Here is a 19,288-nt window from a genome sequence, read left to right on the forward strand (position 1 = left end):
ATTCTTGGCCAAAAGCGCATCGGATTCGTCTACGCTCGCTGTTCGCAAACTCGATACTCCACCGCAGGCCGAGACGCAGGTCGTCATCGACTTTGATGACAACCGGGCGGCCTCTTCGCTGGTCGGGCCTTATGGCCAGAACCTCGCGATCATCGAACGCCGGCTGAATGTCGTCGTCGATTCCCGCGGCAACCACATCACCCTCACCGGTACCCGCGACGCCTGCGACGCCGCCCGCCGTGTGCTCGAAACGCTCTATGCGCAGGCAGTGCAGGGCCATGACCTTGCCCCCGGCGATGTCGAAGGCACGATCCGCGCGACGCTGGCGCAAGGCACGCTGTTTCCGTTCGATCCCAAGGGGTCGAAAGCAGCCGCCTCGAACTTCGACACCATCAATCTGCGCAAGCGCCCGGTGCGTGCCCGCACCGCGACGCAGGACGCCTATATCCGCGCGCTGAGAAGCAACGAACTGGTGTTCGGCATCGGCCCCGCCGGTACCGGCAAGACCTGGCTTGCGGTTGCGCAAGCGGCGATGCTGTTCGAGCGCAAGGAAGTCGATCGCATCATCCTGTCTCGTCCCGCGGTGGAAGCCGGCGAAAGGCTCGGCTTCCTGCCCGGTGACATGCGCGAGAAGGTCGATCCCTATCTGCGCCCGATCTATGACGCATTGTATGACCTGATGGACGGGCGCATTGTCGAACGCGCGTTGCAGACCGGCGAAATCGAAATCGCGCCGCTTGCGTTTATGCGCGGTCGCACGCTGACCAATGCCGCAATCATTCTCGACGAAGCGCAGAACACCACCTCGATGCAGATGAAGATGTTTCTGACGCGTCTGGGCGAGAACAGCCGCATGATCATCACCGGAGACCCCTCGCAGGTCGACTTGCCCAACGGCCAGACCTCGGGTCTCGCCGAGGCCGCGCGTCTGCTCGACGGCGTGCAAGGCATCTCGCAGGTGAAATTCACCGGCGAAGACGTGGTCCGCCACGAACTCGTGGCCCGCATTGTCGCCGCTTACGAAGGAACGCCGCAGAAGGCGGTCGCTACAAAGACCTGATGACACACTCATACGCTGACGGCGGACCCGGAATCGGGTCCGTTCGCGAAAGAAGTTCGATACCGATGCCGACCTATTCATCTCCCGCGACAGAGGTTCTTGTTGTCGCCGATTGCTGGTCTGCGGAGGCCGATGCCGACGCCGTGATTCACCGCGCCATCGAAGCTGCCGCCGCCATGGTCGATACCGATACGGCCGACGCCGAACTCGCCATCATGCTCACCGACGATGCCGGCATCCGCACGCTGAACCAGAACTGGCGTGGCATCGACAAGCCGACCAACGTCCTGTCATTTCCGGCGCTGCAGCCGCCCGAAGGCGCAGACGAGCCCGATGACATGCCGCGCATGCTCGGCGACATCGCTATTGCCTACGAGACCACGCGCCGCGAGGCTGACGAAGAAGAGAAGAGCTTCGCCAACCATCTCAGCCATCTCGCCATTCACGGTTTTCTGCATCTGGTCGGTTACGATCATGAGAAGGACGACGAAGCCGAAGAGATGGAAGCGCTGGAGCGCGAGATCCTGGCAACGCTCGGGATCCCGGACCCCTATGCAGATCAGGATCGGGTGACCTGAGATGCCGGACGGCGACACTAGAAGCGATCATTCGAAGACCTCAAGCAATCTGCCTGCGGTGGTTCACGACGGCGAGGTCATGCGCCCAACGTCGGAGACCTGGCTGACCCGCGCGATCCGCTCGCTGTTCGGCTGGAAGCCGGGCTCGGTGCGCGCCGACCTGCAAGTCGTGCTCGACGCCTCCGCGCCGGACGAGACCGGCTTCTCCACCATCGAGCGCACGATGTTGCGCAATATTCTGGGCCTCAACGAGCGCCGCATCGCCGACGTCATGGTGCATCGCGCCGATATTATCGCGGTGAAGCAGGATATCTCGCTCGGCGAATTGATGGGCCTGTTCGAGAGCGCAGCGCATTCACGCCTGGTCGTATTCAACGAAACCCTCGACGATCCCGTCGGCATCGTTCATATCCGCGACCTGCTGGCATACATGACCGTGAAGGCGCGCAACGTCGTGCCGTCGACGGCCAAGAAGAAGAAAGTGTTTCCCGCCGGCCTCGACCTGCGTTCGGTCGATCTGGCGCAGACCGTCGTTGACACCGGCATCATCCGCAAGCTGCTCTACGTGCCGCCATCGATGCGCGCCATCGATCTGCTCGCGCAGATGCAGGCCGCACGCATCCATCTCGCACTCGTTGTCGACGAATATGGCGGCACCGACGGCCTCGTCTCTATCGAGGACATTGTCGAGCAGATCGTCGGCGAGATCGATGACGAACACGACAGCGACGAGCCGCCATCCATTGTCAGGCAGGGCGACAGCTTCATCGCCGATGCACGCGCCAGCCTAGATGACGTGCGCGCCATGATCGGCGAAGAATTCGAGACCGGCGAAGACGGCGAGGAAGTCGAGACACTCGGCGGCTATCTCGTCACCCATGTCGGCCGTTTGCCCGTGCGCGGCGAAGTGATTTCCGGCCCTGGCAATTTCGAGATCGAAGTGCTCGATGCCGATCCGCGCCGCGTCAAGCGATTGCGCGTCGGCCCCCGCAAGGAGCGGCCTGCGCCGCGTGCCCGCGAACCACGCCGCCGCGATGCGTCATCGGACACCGGCGCGGCACCGTCCAATGACAATGTGAATACGCCTCCATCAGGCGACAGCGCGGGAACGCCGTGACATCACGCAGCCTGCGCTCGGTCGCACTCAGCATCATTCTCGCTTGGGGTTGGAAGCGCGCAGGCATCGCGCTGCTGGCCGGCGCGGTATCGTCGCTGGCGATGGCGCCGTTCAACGCCTGGCCGGTACTGTTCATCACGTTCCCCGTCGTCGTCTGGCTGATCGATGGCGCCGCCGCCGGCAAGATGCGCGGCATTCCCGCGGCCGCCATGGCGGGCTGGTGGTTCGGTTTCGGCTATTTCGTGCCGGGCCTATACTGGATCGGCTACGCTTTCCTCGTCGACGCGCAGACCTTCGCATGGCTGTTGCCCGCCGCGATCTGCGGCCTGCCCGCCTATCTCGCGCTGTTCACCGCGATCGGCTTCGCGCTGGCACGCCTGCTCTGGACCAAGGATGTCGCGCGGATCTTCGCGCTCGCCGCGAGCCTGACGATCGGCGAATGGCTGCGCGGTCATGTATTGACGGGCTTTCCCTGGAATGCGTTCGGCTATGCACTCACCGAACCGCTCGCGCTCGCGCAGAACGCATCGCTGGTCGGCCTATGGGGACTGACATTTATCACTGTAGCGATCTTTGCATCGCCTGCGGTGCTGATCGACGGACGCTCGCGCACGCAGCGGCCGTGGCTAGCGCCGGCGCTTGCGCTGGTGCTGCTCGTCGTGATGGGCACCTATGGCATGGCTCGGCTATCGCGCACCCCGACGCAGCTCGTCGCCAATGTGAAGCTGCGCATCATGCAGCCGAATCTGTCGCAGGACACGCGCTTCAACTATTCCGCCAAGGCGGATGTCATGAGCAGATATCTTGCGCTATCGGACCGCGCGACCGGTCCGCAGAATTCAGGCGTCGGTGCAGCCAATATCCTGATCTGGCCGGAATCCGCATTCCCGTTCTTCCTGTCGCGCGAACCCGATGCGATGGCGCAGATCGCCAATCTGCTGCCGAAGGGCACCGTGCTGGTCACCGGCGCCGTGCGCCCGCCGGATGCTCCGCTCGGCGTACGCATCACGCAGGCCTATAATTCTATTTACGTGATCGATCATGACGGCAGCATCCTGTCGACCTACGACAAACTGCATCTGGTGCCGTTCGGCGAGTATCTGCCGTTCCAGAGCTTCATGGAGAAGATCGGCTTCCAGCAATTGACCAAAGTCCATGGCGGCTTCATTCCCGGCACGCGCCGGAAGCCGATGGACATTCCCGGCGCGCCGCGCATGCTGCCGCTGATCTGCTACGAGGCGGTTTTCCCGGACGATATCACCACGCGTAACGATCGGCCGGGCTGGATCGTCAATCTCACCAATGATGGCTGGTTCGGGATTTCCACGGGCCCCTATCAGCACCTGCAGCAAAGCCGCGTCCGCGCCATCGAGGAAGGCCTGCCGCTGGTTCGCGCTGCGAACACCGGCATTTCCGTCGTGGTCGACCCTGTCGGCCGCCTGATCGCGCGGCTCGATCTCGGTGTCGAAGGCGTGCTGGATTCGGGATTACCAGCGGCCATTTCGCCGACGGTCTACTCGAAAATCGGCGATATTCCCGCCGCGATGTTTGTCGCGCTCGCGATCATTTTCGCCGTTCGGCGGCGTACGCCGGTACGCCACTAGCTTGATACTTGAAGCATTTGATATAGCTTGCAAGCTAGCTTTCGCCGCCTACCGAACAACCCTCTCGATGTGATTGCTTTTTAAGCTAGCTTTGTAAGCTTTATTTCTCACCTATTGAGAAATAAAGGTGCAGTGGCTTAAATTTTCCGCTTAGGAAAATTTGCGCGGTTGTTATAATCCACTAGGATACCTTTGGTTACAACCGAAGCCGCCCTAAATGACGGATTGCCACGCATTATCCGTCTCCCTTGATGTGATCCAGGAGTAATTGAGATGTCGACGAAAGCGCCCAATCCTGTTGACAAATATGTCGGCAGCCGTGTGCGCATGCGGCGCATTATGCTCGGCATGAGTCAGGAAAAGCTGGGCGAAGCCCTCGGTCTGACGTTTCAGCAAGTTCAGAAATACGAGAAGGGCACCAACCGCGTCGGCGCCAGCCGGCTGCAGCAGATTTCGGAAATTCTGCAGGTCCCCGTCTCGTTCCTGTTCGAAGGCGGCCCCGGCGCGATCCATAACGGCGAAGGCTTCGCTGAAGCGTCCTCGCCTGCCTATGTCTCCGACTTCCTCGCCACCTCCGAAGGCCTCGCTCTGACCCGCGCCTTCACGCGCATCACCGATGCCAAGCTCCGCCGCAGCATCGTCGACCTGGTCGAACAGATCGCTTCGCGCGAAGCCCCGGATCAGCGCTAAAATCACGGTACTTTCAACGGAAATTCGTCATCGCGCCTGATGGCGCCGATGGCGTTTCGGCTGTATCACTCGCGCGCGATGACCACAGCCAATTCCAATCATAACGATCACGATGCCCCCGCTGACGCGGGTGCGTCCACGCCTGCCGAGAGCGGCCATTACACCGGTTCGTTCTTCGGACGCCGCAAGGGCCACAAGCTGCGCGACCATCAAGCCGACCTGATGGCGACGCTGCTGCCGGCGCTCACCGTCGACATCGCACATCCCGCACCTGACGATATCCGCACGCTGTTCGGCACTGAGGTCGAGACCGTGCGTCTGGAGATCGGCTTCGGCGGCGGCGAGCATCTGGTCGCGGAAGCGCTGGCGCATCCTGACATCGGCTTCATCGGCTGCGAGCCCTATATCAACGGCATGGCGAAGATTCTGACGCAGATCGAGGCGCAGAATATCGGCAATATCCGCCTCGTCGCCGGCGACGCCGCTGAACTTCTCACATGGGCACCGGCGCAATCGCTGTCACGCATCGACCTGATCCATCCGGATCCGTGGCCGAAGAAGCGTCACTGGAAGCGCCGCTTCGTGCAGGACGCAACACTGGCGGCGATGGCGCGCGTGCTGAAGCCGTCAGGCGAATTTCGTTTCGTGCATGACATTCCGGATTACGTCGCGTGGACACTCTCGCATGTGTCGCGATCGCCGGATTTCATCTGGACCGCAGAGCGCGCCGATGACTGGCGCCTGCCATGGCCGAACTACACCATGACGCGCTACGGCCGCAAAGCCACCCGCGAGGGCCGCATCGCCGCCTATCTCATCTTCAAGCTGATCTCGTAAGATAAGCGGCGAGCGTAAGCGCTTCGCCTCACAGCATGTTCGGAAGCACACGATCCGGCGGCTTGTGATTGTCGAGGAAGGCACGGATGTTGATGATGACTTTCTCGCCCATCTCGACACGGCCTTCGATCGTCGCCGAGCCCATATGCGGCAACAATACCACTTTGCCGGCGCGCGCGAGCCGCACCAGTTTCGGACTCACCGCGGGCTCGTGCTCGAACACGTCGAGCGCGGCACCGGCAATGTCACCCGATTCGATCAGCTTGATCATCGTCTCTTCATCGATCACCTCGCCGCGCGCGGTGTTGACGATATAGGCGTCCTTGCGGATCAGCTTGAGACGGCGCGCCGACAGCAGGTGGAACGTCGCCGGCGTATGCGGACAGTTCACCGAGATGATGTCCATGCGCGCCAGCATCTGGTCGAGCGAATCCCAATAGGTCGCACCGAGTTCTTCGGCGATCTTCGGCGCGACAGGTTTGCGGTTGTGATAGTGGATCTGTAGCCCGAAGGCGCGGGCGCGGCGCGCCACGGCCTGGCCGATACGGCCCATACCGATGATGCCGAGTCGCTTGCCCCCTAACCGCTTGCCCAGCATCCAGGTCGGCGACCAGCCCTGCCAGTCCTTGCCTTCGGTCAGAATCGAGGCACCCTCGATCAGCCGGCGCGGCACCGCGAGAATCATCGACATGGTCATGTCGGCGGTGTCTTCAGTGAGCACCTTCGGCGTGTTGGTGACGGTGATGCCGCGGGCATGGGCCGCGACGACATCGATATTGTCGACGCCGTTGCCAAAATTGGCGATCAGCCTGAGCTTGCAGTCGGGATGCTCGAGCAGTTCCTTGGTGATCTCGTCGGTGACGGTTGGCACCAGCACGTCGGCGGTGCGGGTCGCTTCAGCGAGTTGCTCGGGCGTCAGCGGCGTGTCGTCGAGATTGATGTGCGCATCGAACAGTTCGCGCATACGGGTCTCGATCGAGTCCGGCAGCTTGCGCGTGACGATGACGAGAGGCTTTTTCTTGACCGACATGTCCTGCTCACTCGCGCTTTGGCTAATCCGTTCAGTCCGCATTAACCCGGTTGTTCGAAACTGCCGCAGCCGCGAATTCACCGTTTCCTCGGGTTCCCCGACACCCTTTTTGGTGCCTTGGCCTTCGGTCCTCTCTAGCAGAAGACCAAGCCAAAACAAGAACCCAACAGGCGCGTGCGGCGCGGCGGCACTTGCGTTCTTTGGATTGGGTTGAGGTGGGGTTGATGGCGTTCCGGCGATTTGCGTGTGCGATGTTGGCGATGGGTACTCTGATCGCGGCAGCAATCGATCCGGCTCTCGCTGCCAAGGACACGCCGCTGGGCGCCAGCGGCCTGCCGGTGCCGCGCTACGTCAGCCTCAAGTCGGATCACGTTAATGTCCGCGCCGGCCCCACCAAGGACAACGATGTCGCCTGGGTCTATACTCGCTCCGGCCTGCCGGTGGAGATCACCGCCGAATACGAGAACTGGCGCCGCGTCCGCGATTCCGAGGGCGCCGAGGGCTGGGTCTATCACTCGCTGCTGTCCGGCCGCCGCACCGCGGTCGTGACCATGAAATCCAAGGACGAACTCGCCTCGATCTATGACAATCCGGATGCGACCAGCGCTGTTGCGGCCCGGCTGCAGGCCGGCGTTGTGGCGCAGGTGAAGCGCTGCAACAATGGCTGGTGCCGGGTGATCGGCAACGGCTTTGATGGCTGGATCGAACAGCAACGGCTATGGGGCGTCTACGCCGACGAGAAGGTGAACTGAGCACATCCCGCATCGGGAGCCTGGCCTGCGCCGGCGCAGTGGTCGCCGTTGCAGCGCTGTCATGGTCCGGCCCGGCTCGTGCGCAATCCGCCACTGAGACGTGTCTGGCAGTGGATCAGCGACTGTCTGGTGATGCGACCCTTCCGCGCACCGTAGCTGCGCTCAAAACCGGTGGCCCGCTCAAGATCGTCGCCATGGGCTCGTCCTCGACGCTCGGCCTGTGGCAATCCGACCCCGCCAAAACCTATCCCGGCATGCTGCAGAGCGAGCTGCAACACCTGAAGCCGGGACTGCGGCTGGAGGTCATCAATAGTGGGCGGAACGCCGACACGATCCCGGGCAATATCGCCCGCTTCGACCGCGATGTGCTGGCGCATCGCCCGGATCTCGTGATTTGGCAGATCGGCACCAATGACGTGACCTGGCTGCAAAGCGCTGACAGCCTGACCGGCAGGATCGTCGAGGGCATCCGCCTGCTGAAGGCTGACGGCGCCGACGTGATCCTGATGGATCAGCAATACGCGCCGGTCATTCTCGCATCGCAATATTCCAAGATGCAGGCGAGCATAGCTGACGCCGCCCGGCAGGAACGCGTACCGCTGTTCTCACGCTTCGAGCTGATGCGCCGTGCAGTAGACGCAGGGCTCTCCATGGGAGCGCTAACGGCTTGGGACGGACTACACAATTCCGCAGCCGGCTACGAATGCACCGGCCGCTCCCTCGCCCGCGCGATCGTGGCGACGGCTGCAGCTGGCGAGCAAACGCCGCCGAAAACGGTTCGGCGGCGCAAATAACTTCAGAATTTGGATAAAGCCGTTAGCGCTTTTTGCGCAGACGAACGACCATGTCGATGCGGCTGATCTCGAAGCCCTCGGGGACTTCCGGCATCTTGGTCAGCACGAGGTTCTGGTCCGGAATATCGACCAGCTCGTGGTTGTTCTCGAGATAGTAGTGGTGATGCGAGGTCACATTGGTATCGAAATAGGTCTTCGTACCATCGACGCTGACCTGACGAAGCAGGCCGGAATCCGTGAGCTGATTGAGCGTGTTGTAAACGGTCGCCAGCGACACCGGCACCTTGGCGAGAGTCGCTTCCTCGTACAGCATTTCCGCGGTGAGATGACGCGCGCCCTTGCCGAACAGCAGCCAGCCCAGCGCCATGCGCTGACGGGTGGGACGCAGGCCGACCGACTGCAGCATCTCGTTGACGTCATGCCACGGGCAACCAGTCAAAGCCGGCTGGCGGCCGTGATTGATTTCCGCAACCGCAGCTGCGTCATCCAGAACTGAAACGCTGTCGCTCATATCCACGTCAGTAATCCTGCCGTTCACACTCAAAAAGAACACTGAATTAGCCTTCTATTATAGAAAGGCGGGGCCTCAGATGCAAGGTTTTCGCAACTAGGAGCCATGCATCAGAAGGGATGCTTCCGCAGTGCATCGCAACATGGTCAATAACCCGCCAAAAGCAGGCGATCCGGCGCTTTGCCGCCCCCTAAGCCTATGATAGAGAGCGCCCAACCGGGGCAAGTTCCCGTGTCATTTGGAACAATTCTATATGTGGCGACTCCAACCTGGGGTAGCCACCACCATCGATGGACCCAGAAAGCCGGCATGATCCAGGAACAACGCAACAGCTACGCATATGAAGACCTGCTGGCCTGCGGCCGCGGCGAGCTGTTCGGACCCGGCAATGCGCAATTGCCACTGCCGCCGATGCTGATGTTCGACCGCATCACCGAGATCACGGCTGACGGCGGCGAATTCGGCAAGGGTCTCGTGCGCGCTGAACTCGATGTCAATTCGGACCTCTGGTTCTTTGCCTGCCACTTCAAGGGCGATCCGGTCATGCCGGGCTGCCTCGGCCTCGACGCCATGTGGCAGATGGTCGGGTTCTTTCTGGGCTGGTCGGGCGGCATCGGCCCCGGACGTGCGCTCGGGCTCAGCGAGCTGAAGTTTTCCGGCCAGGTTCTCCCGAACGTCAAAAAGGTCGTGTACACCATCGATATCAAACGCGTGATGCGTTCAAAATTGTGGTTGGGGATTGCCGACGGCTCGCTTTCGGCCGATGGCGAGATTATCTATCGCGCCAAGGACCTGAAGGTCGGCCTGTTCAAGCAGGAAGCACCTGCCGCATTGCAGCCGGGAACGTGATCTACCGGGTGCCATTCAACGGCGGTCTCCGAGGGGGCGACCGCCAGTTCCACAACAACGTAATTCAAAGGGCGAGGCGATCATGAGGCGGGTTGTCGTCACGGGGATGGGCATTGTCTCATCTATCGGAAACAACACTCAGGAAGTGCTTGCGAGCCTCCATGAGGCAAAGTCGGGCATCACGCGCGCCGACAAATACGCAGAGCTTGGTTTCCGTTCGCAGGTGCAGGGCGCACCGACCATCAATCCGGCCGATGTGATCGACCGCCGCGCGATGCGCTTCCTCGGCGAAGGCGCCGCATGGAATCACATCGCCATGGAACAGGCCATCCAGGACTCCGGTCTCGAAGAGTCGGATATCTCGAACGAGCGCACCGGCATCATCATGGGCTCGGGCGGACCTTCCGCACGCACCATCGTCGAAGCCGCGGACATCACGCGAACGAAGGGTCCGAAGCGCGTTGGTCCGTTCGCGGTGCCGAAGGCGATGTCCTCGACCGCTTCTGCGACGCTCGCGACCTGGTTCAAGATCAAGGGTGTGAACTATTCGATCTCCTCCGCCTGCGCGACCTCGAACCATTGCATCGGCAATGCCTACGAGATGATCCAGTGGGGCAAGCAGGACGTCGTTTTTGCCGGCGGCTGCGAGGAACTCGACTGGTCGCTCTCGGTGCTGTTCGACGCCATGGGCGCAATGTCCTCGAAGTATAACGACACACCATCGACAGCCTCGCGTCCCTATGACGTCAGCCGCGACGGCTTCGTCATCGCCGGCGGCGCCGGCGTGGTCGTGGTCGAAGAACTCGAGCACGCGAAAGCACGCGGCGCCAAGATCTATGGCGAAATCATCGGCTACGGCGCCACCTCGGATGGCTACGACATGGTCGCTCCATCCGGCGAAGGCGCAGAGCGTTGCATGAAGATGGCGCTGGCCACCACCGGCGGCATCAAGATCGACTACATCAACCCGCATGCGACGTCGACGCCTGCCGGCGATCCGCCGGAAATGCAGGCGATCCGCAACGTGTTCGGCACTGGCGAGAAATGCCCGCCAATCTCGGCGACCAAGGCGCTCACCGGCCACTCGCTCGGCGCCACCGGCGTACAGGAAGCAATCTACTCGCTGCTAATGATGCAGAACGGGTTTATCTGCGAGAGCGGCAACATCACCGAACTTGATCCGGTGTTCGCCGACATGCCGATCGTGCGCAAGCGCATCGACAATGTGAAGGTCGGCACCGTGCTGTCGAACTCCTTCGGCTTCGGCGGCACCAACGCTACGCTGGTCTTCAAGCGGATGGATGCATAACGCGATGCCATCACTGATGCAGGGCAAGCGCGGACTGATCATGGGCGTCGCCAATGATCATTCTATCGCGTGGGGAATCGCCAAAGCCCTGCATACGCAGGGCGCCGAACTGGCTTTCACCTATCAGGGCGATGCGCTTGGCAAGCGCGTCAAGCCGCTGGCGGAATCGCTCAATGCGGATCTGATCCTGCCCTGCGACGTCGAAGACATCGCCAGCGTCGATGCTACGTTCTCTGCGATCAAGGAGAAATGGGGCAGGCTGGATTTCCTGGTCCACGCCATCGGTTTCTCCGACAAGAACGAACTCAAGGGCCGCTACGCCGACACCACGCGCACCAATTTCTCGCGCACCATGGTGATCTCCTGCTTCTCCTTCACCGAAATCGCCAAACGCGCGTCGGAAATCATGAAGCCCGGCAGCGCCATGATCACGCTAACTTTTGGCGGATCGACCCGCGTGATGCCGAACTACAATGTCATGGGCGTTGCCAAGGCCGCTCTCGAAGCCTCGGTGCGTTATCTCGCATCTGACTTTGGCCGCCAGGGCATTCGCGTCAACGCGGTGTCGGCTGGCCCGGTACGTACACTGGCCGGCTCGGGCATCGGCGATTCCCGCGCGATGTTCGCATTCCAGCAGAAGCATTCGCCGCTCGGCCGCGGCGTAACACTGGAAGAACTCGGCGGCACTGCGCTGTATCTGCTGTCGGATCTTTCCGGCGGCGTGACCGGCGAAACGCATTTCGTCGACTCCGGCTACAATATCATCTCGATGCCGCATCCGGATGCGTTGAAGGCAGACGCAAGCGAGTAATTCGCCTTACGTCTTTTCCCCCGATGCAAATTCCATTGCCCGCTGGAAGGCCGGACGAGCGCTGCAACGGTCGAGATAGCGCTCGAACGCCGGGCGCGACGGGACCATCTTGAAATTGCGCACGGCAAAGTTCAGTCCTGAACCGATGGCGATATCGGCGGCAGAGAATTGTGCGCCAAGAATCCATGGACCTTCATCAAGCGCGGCTTCGAGCACATCGAACACGCGCTGCGCATCACCCCAGCCCGCGGCCACCGGATTCAGCTCCATCTTGGTCGCGATCTGTGCGATCGCCGGTTCGATACAGCCCGGCGCAAAGAACAGCCAATAGAGATATTTCGCGCGATGAGAATCGCCGAGCGGGGGCGCCAGCTTCGCCTCGGGGTAGCGTTCGGCCACATAAGCGCAGATTGCCGCAGCCTCGGCCATAGTGGCGTCGCCATCCTGCAGAGCCGGCACCTTGCCCATCGGATTGACGGCGAGGAATTCCAGCGTGCGCTGCGCACCGGTGGAGATATCGGTCAGCACGCGCTCATAGGCGACGCCGGTTTCCTCCATCAGCCAAAGCGCCGTGAATGAGCGCGAGCGCGGCGACCAGTAGAGTTTCATCATCTGGAGATCCTCCGGAGAAACATTTTGCCATTTGTGCGGGGATTCGGACGAGCGTGCAAGACGCAGAGCGCTCAGACTCTTTGAAACTCTCATCGCCGCGAAAGCGGGATCCAGTAACCGGCAGTGTCAGTGATGACAGTTGAGTATGACGCGGCGCGACAAGAAAAAGCCCCCGCGACATAGTCGCAGGGGCTTTCATATTCACGATGGCGGGCCGAGGTTACTCAGCCGCCTGCAGTATCGGCCTCTCGACGAGATCAAAACGATCCGCGTTCATCACCTTGACCCAAGCCTTGACGAAGTCCTTCACGAACTTCTGCTTGGCGTCGGTGCTTGCATAGACCTCCGCGAAGGCACGCAGCTGCGAGTGCGAACCGAAGACCAGATCGGCGCGTGTACCGGTCCACTTGACTTCGCCGCTCTTGCGATCACGTCCCTCGTACACGTTGTTCGAGCCATCGACTGCCTTCCACTGCGTGCTCATGTCGAGCAGGTTGATGAAGAAGTCGTTGGTCAACGTCTCCGGTGTCTTGGTGAAGACACCGCGCACGGACTGCCCGGAATTCGCACCAAGTACTCGCAAGCCGCCGACGAGAACCGTCATTTCCGGAGCAGTCAGCGTCAGCAATTGCGCGCGATCCACCAAAGATACTTCGGCCGGTACGGCAGACGTGCCCTTGAGGTAGTTACGGAAGCCGTCCGCGACCGGTTCCATCACCTCGAAGGATTCCACATCGGTTTGCGCCTGCGAGGCGTCGCCGCGCCCCGGAGAGAACGGAACGGTTACATCCAGGCCAGCATCCTTCGCGGCTTTCTCGACCGCCGCGCTGCCGCCGAGGACGATCAGGTCGGCAAGCGAAACCTGCTTGTCACCGGATTGCGCCGCGTTGAACTCCTTCCGGATTCCATCGAGCACCTGCAACACCTTGGCTAGCTGAGCCGGCTGGTTAACCTCCCAGTCCTTCTGAGGGGCCAGACGGATGCGCGCGCCGTTGGCACCGCCACGCTTGTCGCCGCCACGGAAGGTGGAGGCCGAAGCCCAGGCCGTGCTGACCAATTCGGACACGGTCAGGCCCGATGCCAGCAGCTTGGCCTTGAGCGCAGAGACGTCGGTGTCGTCGATCACCGGATAGTCAACCGCAGGGATCGGATCCTGCCAGATCAACTCTTCCTTGGGCACTTCCGGACCGAGATAACGCACGCGCGGACCCATGTCGCGATGAGTCAGCTTGAACCAGGCCCGAGCAAAAGCTTCAGCGAAGGCCTGCGGATTCTGCAGGAAGCGGCGTGAGATTTTTTCATAGGCCGGATCCAGACGCAGGGACAGATCCGTCGTGAGCATGGTCGGCTTGTGCTTCTTCGATGGATCATGCGCGTCGGGGATCACTTCCTCGGCGTCCTTGGCCTCCCACTGGATGGCCCCACCGGGGCTGCGGGTCTGCACCCATTCATACTTGAACAGGTTCTCGAAGAAGAAGTTGCTCCACTGCGCCGGCGTCTGCGTCCAGGTGACCTCAATGCCGCTACCAACGGCGTCTGCACCGGATCCAGTACCGTAGTTGCTCGCCCAGCCAAGACCCTGCGCTTCCAGGCCGGCAGCTTCAGGCTCGGGACCCTTGTGGGACTCAGGCGCAGCGCCATGGGTCTTACCGAAGGTGTGACCGCCGGCGATCAGCGCCACGGTTTCCTCGTCGTTCATCGCCATGCGCTTGAAGGTCTCGCGGATGAAGCTGGCGGCCGCAACCGGATCGCCGCTGGCACCCGGACCTTCCGGATTCACATAGATCAGGCCCATTTCCGTGGCACTGAGCGGAGCTTCGAACTTGTCGAGCGACCGGTGGGACAGCCACGTGGTTTCGGGGCCCCAGTTCACGTCCTGATCAGGCTCCCAGACGTCGGCGCGACCGCCGGCGAAACCGAAGGTGCGAAAACCCATGGTCTCCAGCGCCACGTTGCCAGTCAGGATCAGCAGGTCGGCCCACGAGATCTTGTTGCCGTATTTCTGCTTGATCGGCCACAGGAGGCGGCGTGACTTGTCGATGTTGACGTTGTCCGGCCAAGAATTGAGCGGAGCGAAACGCTGCTGACCGCGACCGCCACCGCCGCGGCCATCGCTGAGCCGATAGGTGCCGGCGGCATGCCACGACATGCGGATGAACTGCGGACCGTAATGTCCGAAATCAGCCGGCCACCAATCCTGCGAATCGGTCATCAGCTTGCGCAGGTCGTTTTTCAACGCCTCGTAATCAAGCTTCTTGAATTCCTCGGCGTAGTTAAACGCATCGCCCATCGGATCGGACAGCGACGAGTGCTGGTGGAGAATCGACAGGTCTAGCTTGTTCGGCCACCAGTCACGATTGGCCCGGGCAGCGGGGGCATGCGCAACGGGGCACTTGCCGGCGCCATTCTCATTCGTCGTGTCCATCAGTCTCTCCTTCTGGCTGTTTGGAATATGAGCCGTCCCAGGCAACACCGACACATCGGATCGCCTTCAAAAACCCGCTCAAATTTTCCAAAAGCTGTCTAATTTCAATTGTCTGCCGAATTCCTCGGCGAGCTTGTCGCTCACCCTAATTGGATTTCGTGACGAGAGATTGGAAGAATTCTTAGATCAGGTCCAGTCGAATTGTCTTCTCCTTCCGATCAGTTTATCTGATGATCCATGATTACGCTCCGCCAGCTCCGCTATCTCGCCGCGCTCGCCAAACACGGTCATTTCGGCCGCGCGGCCGAGGCCTGCAACGTCACCCAGCCTGCGCTGTCGATGCAGATACGCGATCTCGAACGGACGCTGGGCGTCAAGGTGGTGGAGCGCCGGCCCGGCGAGGTGATGCTGACCGATGTCGGGCGCGAAGTCGCGCGGCGCGGCGAGGACGTGCTGGCGGCCTCGCGCGACCTGGTGGACTTTGCGCGGCATCGCGGCGGACTCCTGACCGGGCGGCTGACGCTCGGCGTGATCCCGTCGCTGGCGCCGTATCTACTGCCGCGGATCCTGCCGGTGCTACAGAAACAGTTTCCGGAATTGCGGCTGGAGCTGCGCGAGACGCAGACTAGGCAACTGGTCGACGATATCAAGTCAGGCGCACTCGATGCCGCGATGCTGGCGCTGCCGCTTGGCGAGCCTGAGATCGATACGGCCAAATTGTTCGACGATCTGTTCCTGCTCGCGGTGCCGGCAGACGATCCCCGCCCGGCCGACAAACGCATCAAGGCGATGGAGATCGACCAGAGTCGACTGATCCTGCTGGAAGACGGCCACTGCCTGCGCGATCAGGCGCTGGCCTTCTGCGCCACCGCAGCGCGCGGCCATCAGTCCGGCGGCAACGGCATGGCCTTCGCTGCGTCCAGCCTCTCCACGGTGATGCAGATGGTCGCCAGCGGCTATGGCGTGACATTGATCCCGCAGATCGCCGCCGATGTCGAACAACGCGACCAGCGCGTCAAATTCCTGCGGTTGGAGAATCCGCAGCCCGGCCGCACCATCGGCCTCGCCTTTCGCCGGACGTCTCCGCGCAAGGCGGACTTCGCCGCATTGGGCGATGTGGTGAAGGACAGCGTTATCGGCTGATCGTGATGGACCGCAAAAGAAAACGCACCGGCGCGGCTGCGCCGATGCGTTTCCGGACGAGCGAAGCGATCGCGCCTAGCTCTTCTGCTTGGCGATGACCTTGTCCTTGATGCCGTCATAGGTCTTCTCGGGCACGATCTTCTTCTGCACGAGTTCGTCCTTGCCCTTATACGGACGGCCTTTGACGATGGCCGCCGAATAGGCCTTGCCGATACCCGGCAGAGCCTCGAGCGCCTCGACACTCGCCGAGTTGAGATCAAGCAGTTCAACCTTCGGTGCCGGAGCCATCTTCGATTCGCTGGCAGGCGCCATCTTGGATGTGGCGGCCGGAGCCATCTTGCCGGCGGGAGCAGCAGGCTGCGGCGACTGCGCCATCGACGGCGCGGATGCGAGCAGACCCAGAGTGAGAGCGGCAGCGGTCAAAGTAGCAAATTTGAAATGGCGCATCGTGGTGTCCCTCCAAGGACGGTTAAGTAACGCCATCAAGCTAGCTGCGGATTCATGGCGCCGCCATGGCGCGAAAATGAACCGCAGATAAAAGCTGAAGTTTATTTCGTGCGTACTTCGGGAGCGACCGGTTTCAAGTGTTGGAGCGGGAGCGGCGCGCCCGCCTTCAGCGTTTGAATCGCGATATTGCTCCGCACCTCGCGCACGATGGACAGGTTGAGAAGCTTGCCGACAAGGAAACGTTGATAGCCAGCCAATTCAGGCACGACCACTTCAAGAAAGTAATCGGACTCGCCGGATACGAGATGGCATGCGACCACCTCGGGCATCTCCACGACGGCCTTCTCGAACGCGATTGCACGTTTGTTGGCATGCCCGTCGATCTTCACACCGACGAAGGCCGTAAACCCCAATCCAACGCGCTCACGCCGCAACGCCGCACGGTATCCATCGATGTATCTCGCTCGCTCCTGGTTCTTGACCCGCCGCAAGCACGGCGACGGCGACAAGCCGACCCGATCGGCCAGTTCGATGTTGCTCAGGCGGCCGTCGGCCTGAAGCTCCGTGATAATTCGGCGATCAATATCGTCCAACTGGATTTCGGGCATGATCCACCAATCTAAGGTCAGTAAAGGACCATTCGTTGCGCGAGCACGCTCGATATTAGCCAAGTTCGCAAGGACATGCGCAGGGGTCAAGTGTCATCGTCGGACTCACTCTCCCAACGAAAGAGCATCCCGATGCCCGACCGACTGATAACGCAATCACTGCTCGATGCCGTCGAATGCTACTTCGACCTGATGTTCGACAACGACGTCTCGCATTTCGATCAGGTATTTGCCGGAAGTGCACAACTGCATGGACTGCGCGACGGCAGCCTACGTTTGCTGCCGGCCGCAGACTACAAGGCGATGCTGGCCTCTACACCATCGCCAAAGAGCAAGGGCGCGCCGCGCGAACAGGCGGTATTGCTGGTGGACTTCGCCGCACCGACCCAGGCGCTGGTCAAGGTTCTCGTCCGGATCGATACGCTCTGGTACTGCGACTACCTGTCCTATCATCGCATCGGCGATGCCTGGCTGGTGACCGCGAAGTCGTTTCATATTGCCCGGCGGCTCGAGGCGACCGATCAATAGGCGTCAGGACCCTGCCTGCAGTGCCTTGTCGATCTCGACTTTCAGCACGCGCTCGTAATTTTCCTGCGTGATGCCACCGACCATCTTGTAGGCGATGCGGCCGTCGCGGCCGACGATGAAGGTTTCGGGCACGCCATAGACACCCCATTCGATCGCGGCGCGGCCGTTGCCGTCGACGCCAACGATGCCGAACGGATTGCCGTAACGACCGAGAAAGCGGCGCGCGTTGTCCGGTGCGTCCTTGTAGTTGATGCCGACCAGTTGCAGCCGTTTGTCCTTGCCGAGTTCTGTCAGCAGCGGCGCCTCCTCATGGCACGGCACGCACCACGATGCCCAGACATTGACGAGACTGACCTTGCCCTTGAAGGCTGCGGGATCAAGACCCGGCACCGGCGCACCGCTATCGGTAAGGCCTTCCAGTGCCGGTAATGTCGTCTGTGGCGCGGCGCGGCCGATCAATGCCGAGGGCAGTTTCGCAGGGTCGGCTCCGAGCCGAAACCAGAACAGCCCTGCGAGCGCGGCAAAGATCAGCAGAGGCAGTGCCAGCACCCAGCGGCGCTTTGGAGTGGCTTGCGTGGTCATGTGAGATCCGTCGCGCCACGACCCGAGCGCCGCGCCACGCCGGAGGATTCCAACTCATGCAGCCGTGCGCGGACGCGGCGGTGATCGATGGCGATCCACACGATGAGGATCAGCACCACCGCTGCGACCAGCGCGTAGGACGTGACGATGAAAGATGCGTAGGGACCAAGCGCCATCACGGGAGTGCCACCGGCTTTGAGGCCTGCAGCATCTGCAGCGCACGCAGGCGGCGCCGCAGGATCTCGTTACGCATAGCCGCGAGATGCAGTGTGATGAACAGCAGCGAGAATGCCACCGCCATCACCAGCAGTGGGATCAGAAACGACTTGTCGAGCGACGAGCCGCCCATCTTCATCACCGACGCAGGCTGATGCAGCGTATTCCACCAATCGACCGAGAACTTGATGATCGGAATATTGATGGCGCCGACGAGCGTCAGCACCGCAGCGGCGCGCGCCGCCCGCGATGGGTCTTCAACGGCACGCCACAGCGCGATCAGGCCGAGATACATCAGAAACAGAATGAGCACCGAAGTCAGTCGGGCGTCCCATTCCCAATAGGTACCCCACATCGGCCGGCCCCACAGCGAACCCGTGACCAATGCGAGAAAGGTGAAGGCCGCGCCGATCGGTGCTGCGGATTTGGCGGCGACGTCGGCGAGCGGATGCCGCCACACCAGCGTGCCCAGCGATGCCACGCTCATGACGCCCCAGACGAACATCGACAGCCAGGCATTGGGCACATGGATGAACATGATCTTGACGGTGGCGCCCTGCTGATAGTCATCGGGGGCCATGGCCGACTGATACAAGCCGATCGCAAGCAGAATGCCCGTCGCCATCGCCAGCCACGGCAGGATGCGGGTGGCGAGCGACAGGAACCGGGTTGGATTGGCGAGTTCGGTCAGCGTCATGACATTTCCAATAGTCGCGGCCCTGTCCGCGATCAATGCAACTTATTCTCGTTCAACACGGCTCGCGACGAGTTGACCCAGGTCAATC

The 19,288-nt window shown here is 61.6% G+C and carries 22 protein-coding genes; 13 read left to right on the forward strand and 9 right to left on the reverse strand.

The features are described from left to right. Positions 1-4: 4 nt before the first annotated feature. The 6 genes from BLW80_RS09340 to trmB all read left to right on the forward strand — a co-directional run bounded on the left by BLW80_RS09340 (position 5) and on the right by trmB (position 5,886). Positions 5-1,060: a PhoH family protein gene (locus tag BLW80_RS09340; protein WP_068730036.1), complete on the forward strand. Its 1,056-nt coding sequence runs from the start codon at positions 5-7 to the stop codon at positions 1,058-1,060. Positions 1,061-1,125: 65 nt separating this feature from the next. Then, positions 1,126-1,638, forward strand: coding sequence for an rRNA maturation RNase YbeY (gene ybeY / locus BLW80_RS09345; RefSeq protein ID WP_093757733.1), 513 nt, complete (start codon positions 1,126-1,128; stop codon positions 1,636-1,638). A 1-nt stretch (position 1,639) separates the two neighbouring features. After that, positions 1,640-2,755, forward strand: a complete 1,116-nt coding sequence (locus BLW80_RS09350; protein ID WP_093757734.1) for a hemolysin family protein — start codon at positions 1,640-1,642, stop codon at positions 2,753-2,755. Then, positions 2,752-4,359: an apolipoprotein N-acyltransferase gene (gene lnt, locus BLW80_RS09355; RefSeq protein WP_093757735.1), complete on the forward strand. Its 1,608-nt coding sequence runs from the start codon at positions 2,752-2,754 to the stop codon at positions 4,357-4,359. The genes BLW80_RS09350 and lnt overlap by 4 nt, the downstream gene beginning before the upstream one ends. Positions 4,360-4,632: 273 nt before the next feature. Next, positions 4,633-5,049 carry a helix-turn-helix domain-containing protein gene (locus BLW80_RS09360; protein WP_068730045.1) on the forward strand — a complete coding sequence of 139 codons (417 nt, stop codon included), beginning with the start codon at positions 4,633-4,635 and terminating at the stop codon, positions 5,047-5,049. Positions 5,050-5,127: 78 nt separating this feature from the next. Further along, positions 5,128-5,886 (forward strand): tRNA (guanosine(46)-N7)-methyltransferase TrmB, encoded by a 759-nt coding sequence (gene trmB / locus BLW80_RS09365; RefSeq protein ID WP_093758194.1) that lies wholly within the window; start codon positions 5,128-5,130, stop codon positions 5,884-5,886. Between the two features lie 28 nt (positions 5,887-5,914). Here trmB and BLW80_RS09370 read toward each other — a convergent pair whose 3' ends face one another. After that, positions 5,915-6,916, reverse strand: a complete 1,002-nt coding sequence (locus BLW80_RS09370; protein ID WP_068730047.1) for a 2-hydroxyacid dehydrogenase — start codon at positions 6,914-6,916, stop codon at positions 5,915-5,917. A gap of 224 nt (positions 6,917-7,140) precedes the next feature. Between BLW80_RS09370 and BLW80_RS09375 the strand changes: the two genes are divergently transcribed. Beyond that, positions 7,141-7,668, forward strand: a complete 528-nt coding sequence (locus tag BLW80_RS09375) for an SH3 domain-containing protein (RefSeq protein ID WP_068730049.1) — start codon at positions 7,141-7,143, stop codon at positions 7,666-7,668. Between the two features lie 110 nt (positions 7,669-7,778). After that, positions 7,779-8,462 (forward strand): SGNH/GDSL hydrolase family protein, encoded by a 684-nt coding sequence (locus tag BLW80_RS09380; protein WP_244528080.1) that lies wholly within the window; start codon positions 7,779-7,781, stop codon positions 8,460-8,462. Between the two features lie 22 nt (positions 8,463-8,484). On the opposite strand, the gene irrA is transcribed toward BLW80_RS09380, so the two are convergent. Then, entirely contained in the window at positions 8,485-8,973 is a 489-nt protein-coding gene (gene irrA, locus BLW80_RS09385) for an iron response transcriptional regulator IrrA (RefSeq protein WP_089263317.1), read from the reverse strand. Positions 8,974-9,282: 309 nt separating this feature from the next. Here irrA and fabA point away from each other — a divergent pair, with 309 nt between their 5' ends. From fabA to fabI, 3 genes are all read left to right on the forward strand, one after another. After that, positions 9,283-9,822 carry a bifunctional 3-hydroxydecanoyl-ACP dehydratase/trans-2-decenoyl-ACP isomerase gene (gene fabA, locus BLW80_RS09390; RefSeq protein ID WP_210269351.1) on the forward strand — a complete coding sequence of 180 codons (540 nt, stop codon included), beginning with the start codon at positions 9,283-9,285 and terminating at the stop codon, positions 9,820-9,822. Between the two features lie 82 nt (positions 9,823-9,904). Then, positions 9,905-11,131 carry a beta-ketoacyl-ACP synthase I gene (gene fabB / locus BLW80_RS09395; RefSeq protein WP_068730055.1) on the forward strand — a complete coding sequence of 409 codons (1,227 nt, stop codon included), beginning with the start codon at positions 9,905-9,907 and terminating at the stop codon, positions 11,129-11,131. Between the two features lie 4 nt (positions 11,132-11,135). After that, entirely contained in the window at positions 11,136-11,942 is an 807-nt protein-coding gene (gene fabI / locus BLW80_RS09400) for an enoyl-ACP reductase FabI (RefSeq protein ID WP_093758195.1), read from the forward strand. Positions 11,943-11,948: 6 nt separating this feature from the next. Here fabI and BLW80_RS09405 read toward each other — a convergent pair whose 3' ends face one another. After that, entirely contained in the window at positions 11,949-12,554 is a 606-nt protein-coding gene (locus BLW80_RS09405; protein WP_089263313.1) for a glutathione S-transferase family protein, read from the reverse strand. Between the two features lie 220 nt (positions 12,555-12,774). After that, positions 12,775-14,979: a catalase/peroxidase HPI gene (gene katG / locus BLW80_RS09410; protein WP_093757737.1), complete on the reverse strand. Its 2,205-nt coding sequence runs from the start codon at positions 14,977-14,979 to the stop codon at positions 12,775-12,777. A 237-nt stretch (positions 14,980-15,216) separates the two neighbouring features. Between katG and BLW80_RS09415 the strand changes: the two genes are divergently transcribed. Beyond that, positions 15,217-16,122 (forward strand): LysR substrate-binding domain-containing protein, encoded by a 906-nt coding sequence (locus tag BLW80_RS09415; protein ID WP_093757738.1) that lies wholly within the window; start codon positions 15,217-15,219, stop codon positions 16,120-16,122. Positions 16,123-16,197: 75 nt separating this feature from the next. Here the strand turns inward: BLW80_RS09415 and BLW80_RS09420 are convergent, their stop codons facing one another. Both BLW80_RS09420 and BLW80_RS09425 read right to left on the reverse strand, forming a co-directional pair. After that, positions 16,198-16,569, reverse strand: coding sequence for a ComEA family DNA-binding protein (locus BLW80_RS09420; protein WP_068730064.1), 372 nt, complete (start codon positions 16,567-16,569; stop codon positions 16,198-16,200). A gap of 101 nt (positions 16,570-16,670) precedes the next feature. Then, positions 16,671-17,177 carry an Lrp/AsnC family transcriptional regulator gene (locus BLW80_RS09425; RefSeq protein ID WP_093757739.1) on the reverse strand — a complete coding sequence of 169 codons (507 nt, stop codon included), beginning with the start codon at positions 17,175-17,177 and terminating at the stop codon, positions 16,671-16,673. Positions 17,178-17,309: 132 nt separating this feature from the next. Here BLW80_RS09425 and BLW80_RS09430 point away from each other — a divergent pair, with 132 nt between their 5' ends. Continuing rightward, a complete protein-coding gene (locus tag BLW80_RS09430; protein WP_093757740.1) occupies positions 17,310-17,705 on the forward strand; it encodes a nuclear transport factor 2 family protein in 396 nt (131 codons plus the stop codon). A gap of 3 nt (positions 17,706-17,708) precedes the next feature. Here BLW80_RS09430 and BLW80_RS09435 read toward each other — a convergent pair whose 3' ends face one another. The 3 genes from BLW80_RS09435 to BLW80_RS09445 are packed head-to-tail and all read right to left on the reverse strand — an operon-like array spanning position 17,709 to position 19,200. Beyond that, a complete protein-coding gene (locus BLW80_RS09435) occupies positions 17,709-18,287 on the reverse strand; it encodes a DsbE family thiol:disulfide interchange protein (RefSeq protein WP_093757741.1) in 579 nt (192 codons plus the stop codon). After that, the gene (gene ccmD, locus BLW80_RS09440) at positions 18,284-18,463 is read right to left on the reverse strand and encodes a heme exporter protein CcmD (protein WP_068730071.1); all 180 of its coding nucleotides are present in this window, start codon (positions 18,461-18,463) and stop codon (positions 18,284-18,286) included. Before ccmD ends, BLW80_RS09435 begins: the two co-directional genes overlap by 4 nt. Then, complete coding sequence (locus BLW80_RS09445) at positions 18,463-19,200, reverse strand: heme ABC transporter permease (RefSeq protein ID WP_089263301.1); 738 nt, start codon at positions 19,198-19,200, stop codon at positions 18,463-18,465. The genes ccmD and BLW80_RS09445 overlap by 1 nt, the downstream gene beginning before the upstream one ends. Positions 19,201-19,288 lie beyond the last annotated feature (88 nt).

The sequence above is a fragment of the Tardiphaga sp. OK245 genome (assembly GCF_900108575.1).
Lineage (GTDB): Bacteria > Pseudomonadota > Alphaproteobacteria > Rhizobiales > Xanthobacteraceae > Tardiphaga > Tardiphaga robiniae.

What these genes read in the sequence shown, in the direction of transcription:
- fabI (WP_093758195.1), top strand. Translation starts at nt 11,136, where the DNA reads ATGCCATCACTGATGCAGGGCAAGCGCGGACTGATCATGGGCGTCGCC.
- BLW80_RS09425 (WP_093757739.1), bottom strand. Translation starts at nt 17,177, where the DNA reads ATGCCCGAAATCCAGTTGGACGATATTGATCGCCGAATTATCACGGAG.
- katG (WP_093757737.1), bottom strand. Translation starts at nt 14,979, where the DNA reads ATGGACACGACGAATGAGAATGGCGCCGGCAAGTGCCCCGTTGCGCAT.
- BLW80_RS09420 (WP_068730064.1), bottom strand. Translation starts at nt 16,569, where the DNA reads ATGCGCCATTTCAAATTTGCTACTTTGACCGCTGCCGCTCTCACTCTG.
- ccmD (WP_068730071.1), bottom strand. Translation starts at nt 18,463, where the DNA reads ATGGCGCTTGGTCCCTACGCATCTTTCATCGTCACGTCCTACGCGCTG.
- BLW80_RS09350 (WP_093757734.1), top strand. Translation starts at nt 1,640, where the DNA reads ATGCCGGACGGCGACACTAGAAGCGATCATTCGAAGACCTCAAGCAAT.
- trmB (WP_093758194.1), top strand. Translation starts at nt 5,128, where the DNA reads ATGACCACAGCCAATTCCAATCATAACGATCACGATGCCCCCGCTGAC.
- BLW80_RS09370 (WP_068730047.1), bottom strand. Translation starts at nt 6,916, where the DNA reads ATGTCGGTCAAGAAAAAGCCTCTCGTCATCGTCACGCGCAAGCTGCCG.
- BLW80_RS09430 (WP_093757740.1), top strand. Translation starts at nt 17,310, where the DNA reads ATGCCCGACCGACTGATAACGCAATCACTGCTCGATGCCGTCGAATGC.
- irrA (WP_089263317.1), bottom strand. Translation starts at nt 8,973, where the DNA reads ATGAGCGACAGCGTTTCAGTTCTGGATGACGCAGCTGCGGTTGCGGAA.
- BLW80_RS09375 (WP_068730049.1), top strand. Translation starts at nt 7,141, where the DNA reads ATGGCGTTCCGGCGATTTGCGTGTGCGATGTTGGCGATGGGTACTCTG.
- ybeY (WP_093757733.1), top strand. Translation starts at nt 1,126, where the DNA reads ATGCCGACCTATTCATCTCCCGCGACAGAGGTTCTTGTTGTCGCCGAT.
- BLW80_RS09405 (WP_089263313.1), bottom strand. Translation starts at nt 12,554, where the DNA reads ATGATGAAACTCTACTGGTCGCCGCGCTCGCGCTCATTCACGGCGCTT.
- BLW80_RS09415 (WP_093757738.1), top strand. Translation starts at nt 15,217, where the DNA reads ATGATTACGCTCCGCCAGCTCCGCTATCTCGCCGCGCTCGCCAAACAC.
- BLW80_RS09435 (WP_093757741.1), bottom strand. Translation starts at nt 18,287, where the DNA reads ATGACCACGCAAGCCACTCCAAAGCGCCGCTGGGTGCTGGCACTGCCT.
- fabA (WP_210269351.1), top strand. Translation starts at nt 9,283, where the DNA reads ATGATCCAGGAACAACGCAACAGCTACGCATATGAAGACCTGCTGGCC.
- BLW80_RS09360 (WP_068730045.1), top strand. Translation starts at nt 4,633, where the DNA reads ATGTCGACGAAAGCGCCCAATCCTGTTGACAAATATGTCGGCAGCCGT.
- BLW80_RS09445 (WP_089263301.1), bottom strand. Translation starts at nt 19,200, where the DNA reads ATGACGCTGACCGAACTCGCCAATCCAACCCGGTTCCTGTCGCTCGCC.
- fabB (WP_068730055.1), top strand. Translation starts at nt 9,905, where the DNA reads ATGAGGCGGGTTGTCGTCACGGGGATGGGCATTGTCTCATCTATCGGA.